The 17,841-nt window shown below is 71.8% G+C and carries 14 protein-coding genes and 1 pseudogene; 6 read left to right on the top strand and 9 right to left on the bottom strand.

The genetic code is table 11. The annotated features are described in order from the left end of the window. Positions 1–90: 90 nt before the first annotated feature. Positions 91–756 carry a pyridoxal 5'-phosphate synthase gene (locus OG936_RS20210; protein WP_406496438.1) on the bottom strand — a complete coding sequence of 222 codons (666 nt, stop codon included), beginning with the start codon at positions 754–756 and terminating at the stop codon, positions 91–93. A gap of 111 nt (positions 757–867) precedes the next feature. Continuing rightward, a complete protein-coding gene (locus OG936_RS20215; RefSeq protein WP_383758645.1) occupies positions 868–2,037 on the bottom strand; it encodes a thiolase C-terminal domain-containing protein in 1,170 nt (389 codons plus the stop codon). 202 nt (positions 2,038–2,239) lie between these two features. Here OG936_RS20215 and OG936_RS20220 point away from each other — a divergent pair, with 202 nt between their 5' ends. Next, positions 2,240–3,472, top strand: coding sequence for an acyl-CoA dehydrogenase family protein (locus OG936_RS20220; RefSeq protein WP_406496439.1), 1,233 nt, complete (start codon positions 2,240–2,242; stop codon positions 3,470–3,472). Further along, positions 3,472–3,990, top strand: a complete 519-nt coding sequence (locus OG936_RS20225) for a nitroreductase family deazaflavin-dependent oxidoreductase (RefSeq protein ID WP_406496440.1) — start codon at positions 3,472–3,474, stop codon at positions 3,988–3,990. Before OG936_RS20220 ends, OG936_RS20225 begins: the two co-directional genes overlap by 1 nt. A 292-nt stretch (positions 3,991–4,282) precedes the next feature. Here OG936_RS20225 and OG936_RS20230 read toward each other — a convergent pair whose 3' ends face one another. Then, a complete protein-coding gene (locus OG936_RS20230) occupies positions 4,283–4,930 on the bottom strand; it encodes a TetR family transcriptional regulator (protein ID WP_406496442.1) in 648 nt (215 codons plus the stop codon). 304 nt (positions 4,931–5,234) lie between these two features. Between OG936_RS20230 and OG936_RS20235 the strand changes: the two genes are divergently transcribed. Next, complete coding sequence (locus tag OG936_RS20235; RefSeq protein WP_406496444.1) at positions 5,235–6,050, top strand: VOC family protein; 816 nt, start codon at positions 5,235–5,237, stop codon at positions 6,048–6,050. 163 nt (positions 6,051–6,213) lie between these two features. Further along, a pseudogene (locus OG936_RS20240) lies at positions 6,214–8,636 on the top strand (PQQ-binding-like beta-propeller repeat protein). A gap of 21 nt (positions 8,637–8,657) precedes the next feature. Here the strand turns inward: OG936_RS20240 and OG936_RS20245 are convergent. Beyond that, on the bottom strand, positions 8,658–9,326 hold the full coding sequence (locus OG936_RS20245; protein WP_406496445.1) for a hypothetical protein: 669 nt from the start codon (positions 9,324–9,326) through the stop codon (positions 8,658–8,660). A 185-nt stretch (positions 9,327–9,511) separates the two neighbouring features. Here OG936_RS20245 and OG936_RS20250 point away from each other — a divergent pair, with 185 nt between their 5' ends. Then, positions 9,512–10,048, top strand: coding sequence for a hypothetical protein (locus tag OG936_RS20250; RefSeq protein ID WP_406496446.1), 537 nt, complete (start codon positions 9,512–9,514; stop codon positions 10,046–10,048). A gap of 18 nt (positions 10,049–10,066) precedes the next feature. Here the strand turns inward: OG936_RS20250 and OG936_RS20255 are convergent, their stop codons facing one another. The 3 genes from OG936_RS20255 to OG936_RS20265 are packed head-to-tail and all read right to left on the bottom strand — an operon-like array spanning position 10,067 to position 12,445. Further along, positions 10,067–10,840, bottom strand: a complete 774-nt coding sequence (locus OG936_RS20255; protein ID WP_406496447.1) for an enoyl-CoA hydratase/isomerase family protein — start codon at positions 10,838–10,840, stop codon at positions 10,067–10,069. 6 nt (positions 10,841–10,846) lie between these two features. Continuing rightward, positions 10,847–11,287 carry a Zn-ribbon domain-containing OB-fold protein gene (locus OG936_RS20260; protein ID WP_406496449.1) on the bottom strand — a complete coding sequence of 147 codons (441 nt, stop codon included), beginning with the start codon at positions 11,285–11,287 and terminating at the stop codon, positions 10,847–10,849. Positions 11,288–11,296: 9 nt separating this feature from the next. Further along, positions 11,297–12,445 (bottom strand): lipid-transfer protein, encoded by a 1,149-nt coding sequence (locus OG936_RS20265; protein WP_266752350.1) that lies wholly within the window; start codon positions 12,443–12,445, stop codon positions 11,297–11,299. 104 nt (positions 12,446–12,549) lie between these two features. On the opposite strand from OG936_RS20265, the gene OG936_RS20270 reads away from it, so the two are divergent. Beyond that, entirely contained in the window at positions 12,550–14,112 is a 1,563-nt protein-coding gene (locus OG936_RS20270) for a FadD3 family acyl-CoA ligase (protein WP_406496450.1), read from the top strand. A gap of 155 nt (positions 14,113–14,267) precedes the next feature. Here OG936_RS20270 and OG936_RS20275 read toward each other — a convergent pair whose 3' ends face one another. Together OG936_RS20275 and OG936_RS20280 are read right to left on the bottom strand one after the other, a co-directional pair. Further along, a complete protein-coding gene (locus OG936_RS20275) occupies positions 14,268–14,441 on the bottom strand; it encodes a hypothetical protein (RefSeq protein WP_406496451.1) in 174 nt (57 codons plus the stop codon). 200 nt (positions 14,442–14,641) lie between these two features. Continuing rightward, positions 14,642–17,608, bottom strand: a complete 2,967-nt coding sequence (locus OG936_RS20280; RefSeq protein WP_406496453.1) for a BTAD domain-containing putative transcriptional regulator — start codon at positions 17,606–17,608, stop codon at positions 14,642–14,644. Positions 17,609–17,841 lie beyond the last annotated feature (233 nt).

Genomic DNA, 17,841 nt, shown 5'->3' on the forward strand with positions numbered 1-17,841 from the left:
GAGTGGGTTTGGAGCGGCGCAGTCGAGCAGCCCCGCGTTTGCTGACGGCGACCTGGGAACGACCCTTGCGACGGCCTGGGGACGCACCCGCTAGGGCCAGAGCAGCTCCCGCTCCCAGACGGCGGCCTGCCGGCGGTATCGCAGCCGGAGGTGCCGGCGCCTCGCGTCACCCTGGAAGAATTCGACCTCGTGCGGATCGACCACGTACCGCGTCCAGCTCGTTACATCCGCCTCCGGTTCCGTCCGCGCCCGCTCCCAGGCCGCGTCGGAGGCGCGGTTCAGTTCCTCGCACGAGCCGAGTACCTCGCTCTGCCGTCCGACCAGCGCCGACGCGAGCGCGCCGGTCGAGCGGGCGTGCAGATCGGCTCGGCTCTCGGCGGGCGTGCAAGCGGTGACCGGGCCTCGTACCCGTACCTGCCGTCCCTGGGCCGGCCAGTAGAAGCCGAGCGCCGCGTACGGGTGGGCGGCGAGCTGGCGGCCCTTCGCGCTGGTGCGGTGCGTGGCGAAGTGCCAGCCGCGCTCGTCCGCGTCGTGCAGCATCAGTGTCCGTACGTCGGGGTGACCCTCGGCGTCGACGGTGGCCAGCGTCATGGTGTGCGGCTCCACCTGCCCCGCGTCCACGGCTTCGGTGAACCACAGGTGGAAGAGGGGGAGCGGGGCGGGCGGCGCGGTGGCCGGGACGAAGACCGGCAGGTCGACATCCCAGACGCGCTGGGCGTGAAGGACGTCACGGAAGGTCTTCTGCGCATCACTCATGGCCCTATTGGACACGACCTCTTGGGCACGACCTCTCTTGGGCACGACGTCCCGGGCACGACGTCTCGGACAGGACGTCCGAAGGATCGCCCCCGCGCATGCCGGGGTCCCTCACCCCCGTCCCAGCACCACCGTCCCCGACGAGCAGAACCAGCCGCCCGTCCCCGACGCCACGGCCAGCTCCGGCAGTCGGCCGCCGGCCCTGCGCACCTGGCGATCGCCCGCCTCGCCGCGCAGCTGCCGTACCGCCTCCACCAGCAGGAACAGCCCGCGCATCCCGGGATGGCAGGCGGACAGCCCGCCGCCGTCCGTGTTGACCGGCAGCTCGCCCGTCAGGCCGGTCCGGCCCTTCTCCACGAACGCGCCGCCCTCGCCCTTCGCGCAGAAACCGAGGTCCTCCAGCGTCACCAGCGTCATATAGGTGAACGCGTCGTAGATTTCGGCGAGGTCGATGTCGCCCGGCCGTACCCCGGCTCGTTCGAACGCCAGCCGGCCGGAGACCGCCGCGGGAGAGACCGTGAAGTCGTCCCACTCGGACATCGTGGAGTGCGAGACGTGCTCGCCGGCACCGAGGATCCACACCGGTTCCTTCGCCGTGTCCGGTACGTACTCCTCGGCGGCCAGCAGCACCGCGCAGCCACCGTCGCTGCGGATGCAGCAGTGCAGCTTGGTGAACGGGTCCGCGATCACCGGCCCCGACAGCACATCGTCCACGGTGATCGGGTCACGGAACATCGCGTCCGGGTTGGCCGCGGCGTTCGTCCGTGCCTGGACCGCCACCTCGGCGAGCTGCTCCAAGGTCGTCCCGTACTCGTGCATATGGCGGCGGGCGGCCATCGCGTACTTGGCGATCAGCGAGTGCCCGTACGGCACCTCGAACTGGAGCGGGCCGCGCGCCCCGAAGGAGAGGTTCGAAGTCCGACGGCCCGCCTTGATGTCCGCCCGGGCCGTCGACCCGTACACCAGCAGTACGGCATTGGCGTGCCCGGCGGCGACGGCGTCCGCCGCATGGGCCGCCATCACCTCCCAGGTCGAGCCGCCGACCGCGGTGGAATCCACCCAGGTGGGTTTCAGCCCCAGATACTCGGCGACCTCGACCGGGGCGAGCGTACCGAGCCCGGCGGAGGCGAAACCGTCGACGACGGACCGGTCAAGCCCCGAATCGGCCAGGGCCCGGCGGGCGGCCTGGGCGTGCAGGGCGTACGGCGTGGCCTCGTCGACGCGTCCGCAGTCGGCGAGGGATATGCCGACGACAGCGACCTTGCGGTGGGAAGAAGGCATGAATCTGACGGTACATCAGATGCGCGCTCGGTGGGCCGTCGAGTGGGTGACGGAGTGAGGTGCGGGGCCGGGCGGTGAGGTGCCGGGCGGGGCGCCGGGTGGGCTGCCGGTGTGCGCGGCTCTGGGCATCTCGAAGATTCACCCCTAGCATGACGGGCCGTCAGATCAGAGGCCGAACGCCCTGATGAGAAGGAGCCCGACGATGGATGCCGCCTTCACCGCGGAACAGGACGAGATCCGCCGCGCCCTGCGCGAACTGCTCGCCGAACACGACGGACCCGACGACGTCCGGAGCGCCGTGCGGACCGCCGACGGGTACGACGCGGCCCTGTGGCGGCAGCTCGCCCAGGACCTCGGGCTGCCCGGACTCGCCCTCCCGGAGGAGTACGGAGGCGTAGGCCGCGGCCTCGCCGACCTCGCAGTCGCCTGCGAGGAGACCGGCCACGGACTGCTGCCGTCACCCCTGATCGCCACCGCCGCACTCGCCGCGCCCCTGATCGCCGCACTCGGCACCGGGGCCCAGCGCGCCGCCCTGCTGCCGCGCATCGCCGCCGGGGAACTGACCGCGACGCCGGCCGTCCCCGGCGGCTCGCTCGGCACCGCGCTCGGCCTCACCGGTGACCCGACCGGCGGCGCCTGGGCGGGTGGCGGCCGGGCGGGCGGCGTCCAGGCGAGGCCGGTCGGCGGCGGGGCGGGCTGGCGGCTGTACGGGGAGGCGGACCAGGTCCTCGACGGACACAGCGCGGCGCTCCTCCTGGTCGCGGCCCATGCCGGCGGCTTCCCGCGCAGCCGTACGCTCCTCTTCCTGGTCCGCCCGGACGCGGCGGCCGGAGTCGTCCGCACCCGCCGGACCTCGTTGGACGAGACCCGCCCGCTGGCCCGTGTGGAACTCCGCGACACGGAGGCCGAACTACTCGGCGCGGACGACACCGCGGACGTGACCGGCGCCCTCGCCGCGGTCGGACAGGGGGCCGCCGCCGTGCTCGCGGCGGAGGCGGTGGGGACGGCGGCGGGTGCACTGGAGCGGGCCGTCGCACACGTCGAGGCGCGCGAGCGGTTCGGCCGGGCGGTCGGCTCCTTCCAGGCCGTGAAGCACCGCCTCGCGGATCTGTACGTACGGGTGCAGGCGGCCCGTTCCGCCGCGTACTACGCGGCCTGGGATCCGGCCACGGCCGGGGGGCTCGCTCTCGCCCAGGCCCTGGAGGCGCTGCGGATCACCACCGCCGAGGCCGTCCAGCTGCACGGCGGGAACGGCTTCACCTGGGAACACGAGGCGCATCTCTACTTCAAGCGGGCCGCCGCCGACGAACTGCTCTTCGGCCCCGTCCACCGGCTCCGCGACCATGCGGCCCAGCGGGCCGGGCTCTTCACCGCACCCGAACCGGCCGCCCCGAAACCGTTCACCCCGGGCTCGGCCGGGCAGGTGGCGGTCTGATGGCGCCCGGCGTCCGGCTGATCCAGAAGGTCTCCTCGACCCGCACGTTCGCGAGGATCGCCCCGTATGTCGTGCCCGCCATGGACCGTACGGTGCACCGGCTCACGCGCGGCAAGGTGCTGCTCAGCGCCCGGATGCTGCCGGGGCTGATCCTGACGGTGCCGGGCGCGCGGAGCGGGCAGCTCAGGACCACTCCGCTGGCCTGCATGCCGGAGCGAGGACCGGGGCCCGGAAAGGGCAACGCGGCGGAGCAGAGCTGGATCCTGGTCGGCAGCAACTTCGGCCGTACGGGGCACCCGGCCTGGACCGCGAATCTGCTGGCCGGTCCCGACGCGGCCGTCGTCAACTGGAAGGGCCGGGAGATTCCGGTGCGCGCCACGCTGCTGAAGGGTGCGGAACGGGACGCGGTGTGGCAGACGGCGCTGAAGTTCTGGCCGCCGTACGCGGCATACCAGGCACGGATCGAGCGGGAGATCCGGCTCTTCCGGCTGGAACGGCGGGACGACGACACGACCTGAGACGGCCGGAGGCAGCGGCCCGGGGCGGCCGGAGGCGGAATCGGTGCGTCGGATTCGCAGCTCGGAAACGGCGCACGAACACCGCGTGCACGAACACCGCGTGCACGAACACCGTGTGCGTCAACGCAGCGTGCGCGAACACCGTGTGGAGGAAAGGCTGTTGGGGCGATCGCCGGAAAGGTCCGGGCGCGCCGACGGCGGACCACCTGCGTGGTCCGCCGTCGGTGAGACAGGACCTGGGGCGCCCGGAATCACCGCGCGGTGCCCAGTACGGGAAGGGCCCGGCGCGGCGCTACTTCGTCGGCTTCTTGCCGGTGATGCCCAGATGCACCAACAGTGCGAGATTCGGCTTGAGTTCGGCCTGCTTGACGCCCCAGGTCGTGAAGCCCTTCTGGTGCGAGGCGACCGCGGCCAGCATTGCGACCAGCGCACCCGCCATCGCGGCGGCGCTCACGTCCTTGTCGACCTTGCCCCTGGCCTGGAGCTCCTTCACCGAATCCGTGAGGGAGTTGGTGACCGAGTTCAGAATCTTCATGCGGATCTTGTAGAAACGCTTGTCGCCCTCGGCCGCCCCGAGGTCGACCACGCGCAGGATCGCGTCGTGATGTCGCCAGAAGTCGAGGAATCCCTCGACGAGTTCTTCGGCGGTCTGCCAGCCGGCCTTGCCGACCCAGGAGCGGCCTGCGACCAGTTCGGTCAACCCGGCTCCCTCCTTGGCCATTTCTTCGGCGATTTCGAGGACGGCGCCCTCGACGTCGGGGAAGTACTGGTAGAACGTCGCGGGTGAAGTCCCCGCCTTCCGGGCCACGTCGATGACTTTGACGTCCCGGTACGGCGAGGAACTGAGCATCTCGCTGAGGCAGTCGAGCAGCTTCTGCCGCGTCGCCTGTCCGCGTCGACCGGCCACGCGGCCGTCGACGGTGCGTACTTGTCCTGTCATGCCGTCAGCTTACCGAGGGGGGATCGGAGCGCGATTCGGCCGACTGCAAATGGGGAGCGCCGCAGGCGGGGTGGGGGGAGTGGCCGGATATCGACGGATGCGACCCGCGGGGTAGGTAAGTCTTATCAACACCCTGTGGATAACTTCCGTGGATAACTTTCGGTGACGCCGTGAGCAAGGAAGTCCTCTGTCGAAAATTAGTTCGATGTGAACGGGTTGGGGCGCGGTGCGTGCCGCCGCCGGTTACGTTTGCTGTGACGAGCGTCACTCGCCGCGTACGACTGTGACGGAAGGACCCGGGCCCATGGCCGCATTCGCGCGATCCGCGCCGTGCTGGGTGGATGTGCAGCTCCCCGACCTCGAAGCGGGCAAACGCTTCTACGGTGAGCTGTTCGGCTGGACCTTCCGGGCCGGCGACGGCCCGTACGCGGACGCCTTCAGCGACGGGAGGCTCGTCGCCGCGCTCGCCGCCAAGCAGGACGGCCGGATGCCCACCGCGTGGGGCGTCTACTTCGCCACCGACGACATCGTCGCGACCGTCGCCCGGATCAGGGAGGCCGGCGGGCAGGTGATCACCGACCCCGTGCGGGCCGGCCGGGCCGGAGCGCTCGCCCAGGCGGCCGACCCCGGCGGAGCGGTCTTCGGGCTCTGGCAGGCCGGTGAACGCGAAGGCTTCCAGAAGCAGAACGAACCGGTTTCCTTCTGCTGGACCGAGGTCTACACCCGCGAGAAGGACCGCGTCGACGCCTTCTACGAGGAGGTCTTCGGCTTCCAGGGCACCGACCTCGACGCCGCGGGTGCCGCCGAGCCCGGCGCCCCCGAACCCGGCGTCGATTTCCGCATGTGGTCCCCGGCGGGCACCGAACCGGGACCGGACACCGCGATCGGAGGGCGCAGCGTCATCACCGATGCCTTCCCGGCCGAGATGCCCAGCTACTTCCTGAGCTACTTCGCCGTGCAGGACTGCAACGCCACCGCCGGACACGCCGTACGCCTCGGCGGCCGCATCTCCGCGCCGCCCTTCGACATCCCGTACGGACGGACGGCGGTCCTCCAGGACGACCAGGGTGCCGTATTCGCCGTACTTCAGCCCCCTGTGTCCGGGAACAGGGCAGAGTGAGCTAGGACACCCCGGTCGGCCCCCGGGTTCGCAACCAGGGACTCAGCCAGGAACAATCGGGGTGCGCACCGCCGGGTGGTGCCCAGTGGTGAGACGCCGTACAGGGCGGGTTTTCGCGGGCTTCTGTTCCTGAGGCCCGTACGGGGAGGTGGCAGGGCAAGTGGTGGAGCAGCTGACGCAGCACGACCCGAGACGGATCGGCCCGTTCGAGGTGCTGGGACGGCTCGGGGCCGGTGGCATGGGGCTGGTCTATCTAGCCCGCTCGGCTTCGGGCCGACGGGTGGCGATCAAGACGGTACGTACGGAGCTCGCCGAGGACCAGCTGTTCCGGGTCCGCTTCACGCGTGAGGTGGAGGCCGCCCGGGCCGTCAGCGGCTTCTACACGGCCGCGGTGGTGGACGCCGATCCGCGGGCCGCCGTGCCGTGGCTTGCCACCGCCTATGTGCCCGCACCGTCGCTCGAAGAGATAGCGCATGAGTGCGGGCCCATGCCGGTCCAGGCGGTGCGCTGGCTGGCCGCCGGTATCGCCGAGGCGCTCCAGTCGATCCACGGTGCGGGTCTAGTCCACCGCGACATGAAGCCGTCGAACGTGCTCGTCGTCGAGGACGGCCCGCGGGTGATCGACTTCGGGATCGCGTCCGGGGTCTCCAACACCCGGCTGACCATGACGAACGTCGCCGTCGGCACGCCCGCGTACATGTCGCCCGAGCAGGCGCGGGACTCGCGCAGCGTCACCGGCGCCAGCGATGTCTTCTCGCTCGGGTCGACGCTGGTCTTCGCCGCCACCGGCCATGCGCCCTTCCACGGCGCCAATCCCGTCGAGACGGTCTTCATGCTGCTGCGCGAGGGCCCCGACCTGGAGGGTCTGCCCGACGAACTGCGGCCGCTGATCGATTCCTGCATGCAGATGGACGCCGGGCTGCGGCCCACCCCCGCCGACCTGCAGGCCCAGCTCGCCCCGCATCTCTTCGCCTCCGGCGGCGACGACAGCGGTACGGCCTCGGCCTGGCTGCCCACCTCCGCGACCGCGATGATCGAGCTGCGCCGCGGCGGCGGCCGCAGAGCCGCGGCTCCGGCTCCCCCGCCCGCGCCCGCTCAGGCACCCGCTCCCGCCCCGGCTCCCATGCCGCCGCCCCAGCAGCCGCCCGGCGCCGACCGGCACACCGCCTGGCGCAGCGGCGCCGACCTGCGCTCCCCGGCCGCCGCCGCGGCCCGGCTGCCCGAGGGGGCGGTCCGGTGCGGCTGCCCGGGGCGAAGGTGCCGATCGGCCCCGGCCCGCGCGCCCAGGACGTCCGGGCCGCCGCCACGGCCGCCGCGGACGCCGGCCCCGCGACCGGCTGGGTGCGCCCGCCCGCCGGGGTGAACGGCGCGGCCCCCGCGGCCCCCGCCGCCCCGCCCGCCCCCCTGCCCGGGCCCGCGCACGCCCCCGAGTCCGCACCCCCGGGCCCCGACCGCTGGCGGCCCTGGCGGTTCCGGATGTCCAACGACGTCTGGGGGACCCCCGTCGTCGCCGGGGACCTCCTCTACGTCACGTCGTTCGAGGTGCACGCCCTGGACGTCGGCAACGGAAGGCGCCAGTTCAAGACCCGGGACGTGGCCTGGGTGATGGCCGTCGAGGGCGGCCGTATCCACGCCTCCGACGGGCCGTCGCTGTACGCCCTGGACGCGGCGACCGGCGCCGAACGGTGGCGGTTGCAGACCGACGCCTGGGTGTACTCCCTCAAGGCCGACCGCGGCACCGTCGTCACCGGCACCCGGGGCGGTGGCGTCCAGGCGTGGGAGGCGTCCACGGGCGAGAAGCTGTGGGAGAACGGCGGCGTACAGACCGACTTCGAGACGCCGGAGGCCGGGCCCGTGATCCACGACGGCACGGTCTACCTCTGGCAGGACGCCCGGCTGCGCGCCGTCGACGCCCGTACCGGCATCGAGCGCTGGTCGTACCCCATCGGCGACGCCGCCTCCTGCGGTGGAGTGCCGGTCCGGGTGACCTCGGCGGCGGACGGCTTCGTGTACGTCAGCGCCGGGGCCCGGGTCCTGGCCGTGGACACGGTGTCCGGTCATGTCCGCTGGCACTTCGAGTCGCCCGCGGTCTTCCTCTCCCCGCCCGCGTTCGCGCCGGGGCCCGCCGTCACCGGCGGCGGCGTGTACCTGGCCGACTACCTCGGCACGGTGTACGCGCTCGACGCCGCGACCGGCAAGGACCGCTGGCGCATCGCCACGGAGGCCCGGCAGTCGATCGAACCGGTCCTGGTGGTGGCCGGGAACGTCCACGTCGGCAGTGGCAGCGCCCTGTACACGCTCGACGCGGTCACCGGCACCCCGAAGTGGCGGTTCGCGGCGGGCGGCGAGGTGGTGGGGGCCCCGGTGGTCGCCGACGGCCGGGTCCACTTCGGCTCCGCCGACCACGTCCTGTACACCCTGGACGCGGCGGGCGGCCAGCTCCGCTGGAAGCTCGCGACGGGCGGCGAGATCACCGGCTCGCCGGTCGCCCGGGGCGGTGTCGTGTACGCGTGCAGCAAGGACCGCTGCGTGTACGCGCTGGACGCGCTGAAGGGCACGGGCACGGGCAACCGGGCCCGGGCGTAGCGCGTCGGGGCGTCGTACGCCTCAGGGGCGCGGGGGCCGGTGGGTGTCAGGGCCCTCGTCCGGCACGGAGGGGTACTCAGCCGTGTCCTGGTCCTCCGGACCAGGGCGGCGGTCCTCCGGAGGCGGCCCCGTGTACAGGTCCGGCTCGGGCTCCGGCAACGGACTCGTCTGTACGGAAGGCCCCGGCTCCTGTGTCGGCGGCCAGGTGTCCGGGTTCTTGGAATCGGGGGCGGAGTACGGCTGGTCATGGCTCCCGCGGGCAGGCCGCCGCCCGCCACCGCGCCGTCCCGGCATCACCCATGCGCCCAGCAGCATCAGCACCGCGCCCACCGTCGCCTCGGCCGCCCCCCACCGCAGCCCGGAACCGTCGCCCGAGACCGTCAGGCCGCCCACCGCCTCCCCCTGGCGCACCATCCACAGCACGGTGAACCCGAGCGTCACCACACCCGCGGCCGCCACCAGCAGCCGCGACCGCAGCACCACGCCGACCACCGTCAGCAGAGCGGCGAAGAGGAAGACGACCAGGATCGAACTCAGTGGTCCGGGCCGACTGCCGGTGATACCGGTGAACAGCTCGTCGACCCGGTAGTGACGCCCGAGACGGCCGGCGTACCACTGACGGAAGGGGCTCAGCACGGCGGCCGCCGCTCCCAGGAGAGCGAGGAAGGAGCCGAGGACGTTGCGGATCATCATCGGCCTCCTGCGTGTGCGCGGACCGGCGTCACGAGTCTGTACCGCTACCGCCCCCGACGCTACGCCTGGCCTCTGACGCCCGCATCCTTGCGCTACGGTGTCGCGCGGTCGTTCGACATACGGTGTCGCGCGGTCGTTCGACAGCAGCAGAGACGGACAACAACTCAAGGGGGGCTGCATCGATGATGCGGCAGCACATAAGGCTTTCCGCGGTACTGGTCGTGGTGGTACTCGCGCTCACCGGCTTCTCGACCTCCAGTCACGGCGGCCGAAGCGGCAAGAGCAAGGGATCGAGCGGCAGCGGCGGCGGCTGCTCCAACTCCAAGAAGAGCAACGGCGGCTACCACCGCAGCGACTACGACAACGACGACAGCTACGACTCGTCGAGCGGCTCCTCCGGCAACGCCGGCTACGAGACACCGGCCCCGAGCGCCTCGGACGCGCCCCAGGCGTACGTCGTCCGCTGCGCCCAGCCCCGCAAGGGCAAGCGCAAGGCCGTCACGGCCTCCACCGTCAAACTCACGGCGGAGGCCCTCGGCTCACACGTGTACGACGTCGACGTGGCCTTCCTCGACGCGCGGGGCAACACCATCGACCGCGGTGAGGCGAGCGTGGAGGCCGAGGGCGGCGAGACGAAGACCGTCTCCGTACGGATGGACAGCCCGGGCAAGGTCTCCAAGGTGAAGACGTGCCGGGTGGAGGCCGAGCTCAGTTACTGACCTGCTGAGTTACTGGCCTCAGCGCAGCCGGAAGCCGTTGCCGCCCCGCCCCCGGAACAGCTCGGCCTGCCGCTCCGGCGCCAGGTTCCCGAGCGCGATCAGGTGCGGGGCGTGCGCCATGGCCTGCGCCCTGGCTGCCTCCCTCGCGGACCACACCGCCCGGACCGTCCCCTGCACACCCTCCGTCGGATACGAGGCGATCACCGCCGCCGCCCGCAGCGCCGCCGCCACGGCGCCGCCGGGCGCCGTCACCTCACTGACCAGCCCGGTCTCGTACGCCCGCCGGGCCGTGACCCGTTCGGCTGTACCCATCAGGGACATCCGGGCCACCTCGCCGAACGGCATCCGCTGGGCCATGGAGATCGCCTCGTACGCGCTGACCATGCCGTACGTGGTGTGCGGGTCGAAGAACGTCGCCTCCTCGGACGCGATGACGAACTCCGCCTCGCCCAGCAGATAGAACGCCCCGCCGCAGGCCATCCCCTCCACAGCCGCGATCACCGGCTTCCACAGGTCGTTCGCCTTCGGCCCGATCGCGATCAGCGGATCGTCGATCGTGTACGGGGACGAGGGCTGCGGCACGGCCACGCCCCGGTCGATCCCCGTACAGAAGGCCCGGCCGCCCGCACCGGTGACGACGACGGCCCGCACCCCGTCGTCGAATCGGAACGCCCGCCAGGCGGCGGTCAGTTCGGCGGCCGTCGCCAGGTCGATCGCGTTGTGCCTATCGGGCCGGTCCAGGGTGACGAGCGCGACCCCGGTCTCCTTGTCCGTCTCCGTCCGCAGTGTCATCGCGGGTCACCGCTCCAGCAGCCAGCGCACCAGCGTCACCCCGGACCCGGACGGGCAGAACACCGCCCGTACCGGCGCCCCGATCCGCAGCCGCCCCGGATCGACCGAGTCCAGCGGGGTGTTCGGACCGCTCACCACGTTCCCGACCAGCCGGATCCCCGGGGCGTCGGCCAGCTCGACCACGACGGCGTTGTACGGGGCCTGCGCGGCGTACGCGGGCAGCAGCGGCGGATGCGGCAGCACGTACGACCAGATACGGCCGCGTCCGCTCATCGGCCGCCACTCGCTCGCGAAGGACTGGCAGTGCGGACAGCACGGCCGCGGCGGGAAGCGGAGCCGTCCGCACTCCGGGGCGGCGCACGCCTGGACGCGGAGTTCGCCGCGGGCCGCGTACTCCCAGAAGGGGGCGCCGTCCTCGTCCACGACGGGCATCAGCAGAGCATCCATGTCGGCTCCTCAACTCCTCAGCAGTACGGCGGAGGTGGGCACACCCTCCCCGGCGGTGACCAGGCACGTACCGGCGTCCGGGACCTGGGCGGTGGAGACGCCGCGCAACTGCTTCACGCCCTCGTTGATGAGGTTGAAGCCGTGCACGTACCCCTCGCTGAGCCCGCCGCCCCCGGTGTTGATGGGCAGCCGGCCGCCGCTCTCCAGCGCCCCGCCCTCGGTGAACGCGGCGCCCTCGCCACGCCCGCAGAAGCCGTAACCCTCCAGCGAGAGCGGAATGAGCGGGGTGAACGCGTCATAGATCTGCGCGACATCCACGTCGTCGGGGCCGAAGTCGGCCTGCTTCCACAGCTGCCGGGCGGCCGTCCAGGCCGGTCCGGTGAGCGGGTCGTCGTTCCAGTAATTGACCATGCCGTGGTGCTGGGCGGGCAGCCCCTGGGCGACGGAGTGGATGTAGACGGGCTTCTGCCGGCAGTCGCGGGCCCGCTCCGCCGAGACGATGACACAGGCCAGCGCGCCGTCCGTCTCCAGGCAGTTGTCGAAGAGGCAGAGCGGCTCGCTGATCCAGCGCGAGGTCATATACATGTCGCGGGTCAGCGGCCGTTCGTACATCACCGCGTCCGGGTTCTGGTTGGCACGGTTGCGGCAGGCGAGGGCGACGTTGAAGAGATGGTCGCGGGTCGCCCCGTACTCGTGCATGTACCGCCGAGCCAGCATCCCGATCTCGTCGGCCGGCCGCAGCAGTCCATACGGCCGGGTCCACTGGGCGGGGGTGGGCAGTTGCACGGCGGTGTTCTTCCAGGGCCGCGGCCCCGATCCCCGCTTCCGCGAGCGCCAGGCGACACCGACACTCGCCTGCCCGGTCGCCACGGCCGCGGCGAGATGCGCGATCGTCGCGCACGAACCGCCGCCCCCGTACCCCACCTTGCTGAAGAAGGTGACGTCGCCCGCACCGATGGACTTGGCGATCTCGACCTCGTCGGTCTCCTCCATCGTGTACGAGGCGAAGGCGTCCACCTCCGAGGCGTCGATGCCCGCGTCGTCGAGCGCCGCGACGATGGCCCGGCAGGCCAAGGTCTTCTCCGATTCCGGAAGTTGTTTCGCGAAGGCCGTCTGCCCTATGCCGGCTATCGCTGTCACGTCCTTGAGTGCCGCCACCGCCACCTCCGAGACCGTCATGACTGCTGACAGCGGCTGAGGCTACAGCTAATCTGACGGATAGTCAGCTACTGGGTCGGCTACTGCGTCAGAGAGGGCGAACGATGCGCGGCGACGAGGAGTGGGGCAGCATCCCGGAGCTGGTACGGGCGGCGGCGCGACGGTACGGGGACCGGGAGGCGGTCGTCGAGGGCCGGACCCGGATCTCGTACGCCGAACTCGGCGATCGCGTCGATCGGGCCGCCGCCGCCTGTATCGCCTCGGGCGTCGAGCCGGGGGACCGGGTCGCGGTCTGGGCCCCGAACACCCTGGACTGGATCGTCTCCGCGCTCGGTGCCGTCACGGCCGGGGCCGTCCTGGTCCCCCTCAACACCCGCTTCAAGGGCGCGGAGGCGGCGTACATCCTGCAGCGCAGCCGGGCGAAACTGCTGTTCGTCACGGGCACCTTCCTCGGCACGTCGTACGTGGCGTCCCTGCGCCGGGCCGACGTACCGCTCCCGCACCTGGAACGGGTGGTGGTACTGGCGGACAGCGCCCCGGACGACTACGTCACCTGGAAGGATTTCCTGGCCGCGGGGGAGGGGGTGGCGCCGGAGGCGGTACGGGCCCGGGCTGCCGCCATCGCCCCCTCGGCCCCCTCCGACATCATCTACACCTCGGGCACCACCGGCCGGCCCAAGGGCGCGGTCATCACCCATGCCCAGACCCTGCGCTGCTACGCGATCTGGAGCGAGCTGGCGGATCTGCGCGAGGGGGACCGCTATCTGATCGTGAACCCCTTCTTCCACACCTTCGGCTACAAGGCGGGCATCATCGCGTGCCTGATGCGGGGCGCGACGATGGTCCCGCAACCGGTGTTCAACGTCGACACGGTCCTGGCCAACATCGCCGCCGAACGCATCTCGGTCCTGCCAGGCCCGCCCACCCTCCACCAGTCCCTCCTGGACCACCCGGCCCGGGACGCCCACGACCTCTCCGCCCTCCGCCTGGTCGTGACGGGCGCGGCGGTCGTTCCGCTCCAACTGGTGGAACGCCTGCGCGCGGAACTCGGCATAGCGACGGTCCTCACCGCGTACGGCCTCTCCGAGGCGAGCGGCATCGTCACGATGTGCCGCCGCGGCGACCCGGCGCGGACGATCGCCTCGACGTCGGGCCGGGCGATCCCCGGCACGGAGATCCGCGTCCTGGCCGACGCCCCCGGCACCCCCGGCGAGGTCCTGGTCCGCGGCTTCAACGTGATGCGCGGTTACTTCGAGGCCCCGGAGGCCACGGCCGCCACGATCACCCCCGACGGCTGGCTCCACACGGGCGACGTGGGGGTCCTCGACGAGGACGGAAACCTCCGGATCACCGACCGGATCAAGGACATGTTCATCGTCGGCGGCTTCAACGCGTACCCCGCCGAGATAGAGCAGCTCCTCGGCCTGCACCCGGATGTGGCCGACGTGGCGGTCATCGGCATCCCCGATTCCCGCCTGGGCGAGGTCGGCAAGGCCTACGCGGTACGCAGACCGGGCGCGACGGTCACGGCCGACGACCTGATCGCCTGGTCGAGGCGGGAGATGGCGAACTACAAGGTCCCGAGAGCGGTGGAGTTCGTGGACGAGCTGCCGCGCAACGCGAGCGGCAAGGTGGTGAAGGGGGAGCTGCGGGGGCGGGGGGCCTGACGGGTCGGGCCCCCCGTGCTGTCGACGGGGCAGCCCGGCGACCGTACGGATTCGACGACCCGCTCGTCGTGCACGACGAAGGCGCGCGTGGACATGCAGCGGCCGCGACGGCTCCCCCTCCGCGCCGCCGCGGCCGCTCCCCGTCGAATGCAGTCCTAGTTGGCCGGCTCGCTCGTCGCGTGGGCGTCAGTCGGCTTGGCCGGCTCGGAGGTCGCGTGAGCGTCCAGCGGCTTCAGGGGCTCGCTCGTGGCGTGAGCGTCCAGAGTGGTGATCTCCTCGCCGGTGGCGTGCGCATCCGTGGGCTTGAGGTTGTCCTTGTTGACGGCCATGAACGTCAGCTCCTGAAGGTGGATGTAGAGGTCGGGCAGGCCCGTCCGGCTGTTCCCCCGTGGACTGCCGGACGGGCTTTCCGGGGCCGTTCACCATAGTGGTGAGACCGCACGCCGATCCGTCTGCCCCCCGACGCGGCGGATCGATGAGTAAAGAGTGCCGTGCGGCGATAAACGATTGATGAACGCTGCACGAGGGGTCAGGCGATAGCCGCCGGGTCGAGCAGTTCACGCACCGCTCCTGCCTCCGGGGAACCCAGTTCCTCGAAGATCGCCAATGCCTCGCCCCAGCAGACCTGTGCCCGGTCGGTCTGGCCGATGGCTGTCAGGGCCTGGCCGAGCACGGTCAGGACGTTGGCGCGGCGCCAGTCCCCTCCGATGCCGCGGAGCACCGCCAGAGCCTGCTCCGCGTGGGCCGCTGCCTGCGCCCCCTCCTGTTCGGTCAGGTGCAGCTCGGCCAGCCGGAAGAGAGTCATCCCGTGCCACAGCCGCTGACGGCTCTCCTGGAAGATCCTCAGCGCTTCCAGCAGGACGTTCCGGGCCCAGGACGTCTGCCCACTGCCGATGAGTGCCAGTCCTAGCGCGTACTTGCCATTGGCGAGGCGGAGAGCCAGGTCAGTGGTGTCGCTCTCATAGATGGAGACACCCTGCTGGGCCAGGTGCACGGCGCTGGTGGTTCGGCCGGTCGCCAGGTGCACGCGCGAGAGGTTGCACAGCGCAGCAGCCTCTCCGGGCTTGTTGCCGTCAGCGCGGAACGCGGCCATCGCCTGGGTCAGATGAGACTCCGCGTCCTCGTGCCGGTTTTCGTAGAGAGCGATGATGCCTCGCTGGTTGGGCGCTTGTCCCTGCGAAACCGCGTCCTGCGCCAGGCGCCCCAGGTCCAGTGCCCGAATGGCCTGGGCTTCGGCCTCGGCGAATCGGCCCGAGATGCTGTGCACATGGGACAGCATGGTGCGCGCCCTCGCCTCCGCGCGAGCTTCACCGGCGATCTGGGCCGCGTCGCTGACAGCTTTGGCCGCAGTGGCGAACTGGTGCGAGTTCGCGCCTGATTCACCCAGGTCGACCACTGCCATCAGCAGGTCGGAAGCGCGCCGCGGCATGCCGATGGCGGCCGACTGGCGTGCGCACGCGAGCAATCCGCTGGACTCCGTGAACAGCCAGTCCAGCGCTGTTTCACGGTCGCCGAAAGTGAGACCGGGGTACTCGGTACGTGAGAAATGGTCGAGCACGCGCTCCCCCGGCCGCTCCAGCGCATACACCCCCGCCGCCGTCGCCAGATAGAAGTCCAGCAGCCGCGACAGCGCCAACTCGCGCTCCTCGGGCGGCTGTTCGTCGCGTTCGGCGCAGGAGCGGGCGTAGAGGCGTACCAGGTCGTGGTAGCGGTAGCGGCCCGGGGCGGCCGATTCCAAGAGGCTGGTGTCGACCAGGGCCTCCAGCAGGTCCTCCGCCGCGTGGGACTCCAGGTTGAGCAGGGCCGCCGCCGCGGCCAGGGAGATGTCCGGGCCGTCCGCCAGGCCCAGGAGGCGGAAGGCGTGGGCCTGGGCGGGTTCCAGCTGGCCGTAGCCGAGTTCGAAGGTGGCCTTCACCGCGAGGTCGCCGGCCTGGAGCTCGTCCAGGCGGCGGCGTTCGTCGGCGAGTTTGGCGGCCAGGACCGAGACCGTCCAGGTGCGGCGGGAGGCCAGACGGGAGGCGGCGATACGGATGGCCAGGGGAAGGAAGCCGCAGGCGGCGACCACGTCGAGGGCGGCCTCCCGCTCGGAGTTGATGCGCTCCTCGCCCACGATGCGGGTGAAGAGCAGGAGCGCCTCTTCCGGCGACATCACGTCCAGGTCGACCAGATGGGCGCCGGCCAGGTCGACCATGCGGACGCGGCTGGTGACCACGGCCGCGCAGCCCGCGGTGCCGGGGAGGAGAGGGCGGATCTGGGCCGCGTCGTGGGCGTTGTCGAGGAGGACCAGGACGCGGCGGCCGTCGAGCGTGGAGCGGTAGAGCGCGGCACGCTCGTCCAGCGAGTCGGGGATCGCCGAGTCCGCCGTGCCCAGGGCGCGCAGGAACGCGCCGAGGACCGTCTCCGGTTCGGCGGCCCGTGCGCCGGCGCCCTGGAGGTCGACGTACAGCTGGCCGTCCGGGAAGTGCTGGCGTGCCTGGTGGGCGACATGCACGGCGAGGGTCGTCTTGCCGACACCGCCGATGCCGGCCAGCGCCGAGACGGCCATGACCGAACCCTCGGCGGTCGCCAGCCGGTCGCCCAGTTCGCGTACGAAGGAGGCGCGGCCGGTGAAGTCCGGGACCGTGGCCGGGAGCTGGGCGGGGCGGACGGGTGCGGGGGCCGGAGCCGGTTCGTCGGCCGGACGGGCCAGCTCCTCGTCGGCCCGCAGGATGCGCTGCTGGAGCTGGGAGAGCTCGGGGCGCGGGTCGACGCCCAGTTCGTCGGCGAGCAGCCGGCGGGTGTCGGCGTACACCGCGAGCGCCTCCGCCTGGCGGCCGCTGCGGTACAGGGCGATCATGAGGAGTTCGCGCAGCCGTTCACGCAGCGGGTGCGCGGCGGTCAGCGCGGTCAGTTCGGAGACCGCCTCCGCGTGGCAGCCGACCTCCAGGTCCAGGTCCAGGCGGGTCTCGGCGAGCTGGAGTCGCCACTCCTCCAGCCGGCTGCGCTGATACTCGGCGTACGGGCCGGGCACGGAGGCCAGAGTTTCGCCGTCCCACAGGCCGAGCGCCTTGTTGAGCAGGGTGCGGGCCTGGGCGCGGTCGCAGGCCGCACGGGCCTTGTCCGCCTCTGCCACCAGTTCCTGGGCCACCGTCAGGTCGAGGGCGTCGCGCCTGGTCCGGATCGCGTATCCACCGGCGTCGCTGACCAGCGTCCGCGGGTGGAGGACCTTCCGGAGCCGGGAGGCATACGTGCGTACCGCGGCGAGCGCCTGCGAGGGCGGGTCCTCGCCCCAGATGGCGTCGATGAGCTCGGAGGCGGTGGCGGTACGGCCGCCGCGCAGGAGCAGTGCCGTCAGCAGGGCGCGCTGCTGCGGTGAACCGGACGGCAGCGCCTTGCCGCCCCGCCATGCCCGTACCGGGCCGAGCACGGCGAAGCGCAGATCGGCGCCGTCGGCCGCCTCCTGTTGTGGAGCTCGCTGCTCCGGAACATGCATGCGCGGCCCGTGGTCACGGTCCATTGCTGCCCCCTGCCCTGCTCGCCCCGCCGGTCCTACCGATCACGCTGGTGCTGTCCGTTCCGGATCTGCCGCCCATGTACCGGTCGGGACGGACGGATCCGGATTGCTCCGTACCGCTGGTATCGCGCTCAACAGTCTGCCTTGTCAGGGGCGGACACGTCAGCAGCAGGTGACTCTCTGCACAAGCCCTCGACAACGATTGTGGAACGAGGAACGGCACAGAGAGCTGACGG

The organism is Streptomyces sp. NBC_00846 (assembly GCF_045207325.1).
In the GTDB taxonomy this organism is placed as follows: domain Bacteria; phylum Actinomycetota; class Actinomycetes; order Streptomycetales; family Streptomycetaceae; genus Streptomyces.

Excerpts from the sequence above, each read along its gene's own strand:
- OG936_RS20250 (WP_406496446.1), top strand. The coding sequence starts at position 9,512 with ATGATGCGGCAGCACATAAGGCTTTCCGCGGTACTGGTCGTGGTGGTA.
- OG936_RS20235 (WP_406496444.1), top strand. The coding sequence starts at position 5,235 with ATGGCCGCATTCGCGCGATCCGCGCCGTGCTGGGTGGATGTGCAGCTC.
- OG936_RS20225 (WP_406496440.1), top strand. The coding sequence starts at position 3,472 with ATGGCGCCCGGCGTCCGGCTGATCCAGAAGGTCTCCTCGACCCGCACG.
- OG936_RS20215 (WP_383758645.1), bottom strand. The coding sequence starts at position 2,037 with ATGCCTTCTTCCCACCGCAAGGTCGCTGTCGTCGGCATATCCCTCGCC.
- OG936_RS20270 (WP_406496450.1), top strand. The coding sequence starts at position 12,550 with ATGCGCGGCGACGAGGAGTGGGGCAGCATCCCGGAGCTGGTACGGGCG.
- OG936_RS20220 (WP_406496439.1), top strand. The coding sequence starts at position 2,240 with ATGGATGCCGCCTTCACCGCGGAACAGGACGAGATCCGCCGCGCCCTG.
- OG936_RS20245 (WP_406496445.1), bottom strand. The coding sequence starts at position 9,326 with ATGATCCGCAACGTCCTCGGCTCCTTCCTCGCTCTCCTGGGAGCGGCG.
- OG936_RS20275 (WP_406496451.1), bottom strand. The coding sequence starts at position 14,441 with ATGGCCGTCAACAAGGACAACCTCAAGCCCACGGATGCGCACGCCACC.
- OG936_RS20230 (WP_406496442.1), bottom strand. The coding sequence starts at position 4,930 with ATGACAGGACAAGTACGCACCGTCGACGGCCGCGTGGCCGGTCGACGC.
- OG936_RS20255 (WP_406496447.1), bottom strand. The coding sequence starts at position 10,840 with ATGACACTGCGGACGGAGACGGACAAGGAGACCGGGGTCGCGCTCGTC.
- OG936_RS20280 (WP_406496453.1), bottom strand. The coding sequence starts at position 17,608 with ATGGACCGTGACCACGGGCCGCGCATGCATGTTCCGGAGCAGCGAGCT.
- OG936_RS20260 (WP_406496449.1), bottom strand. The coding sequence starts at position 11,287 with ATGGATGCTCTGCTGATGCCCGTCGTGGACGAGGACGGCGCCCCCTTC.
- OG936_RS20210 (WP_406496438.1), bottom strand. The coding sequence starts at position 756 with ATGAGTGATGCGCAGAAGACCTTCCGTGACGTCCTTCACGCCCAGCGC.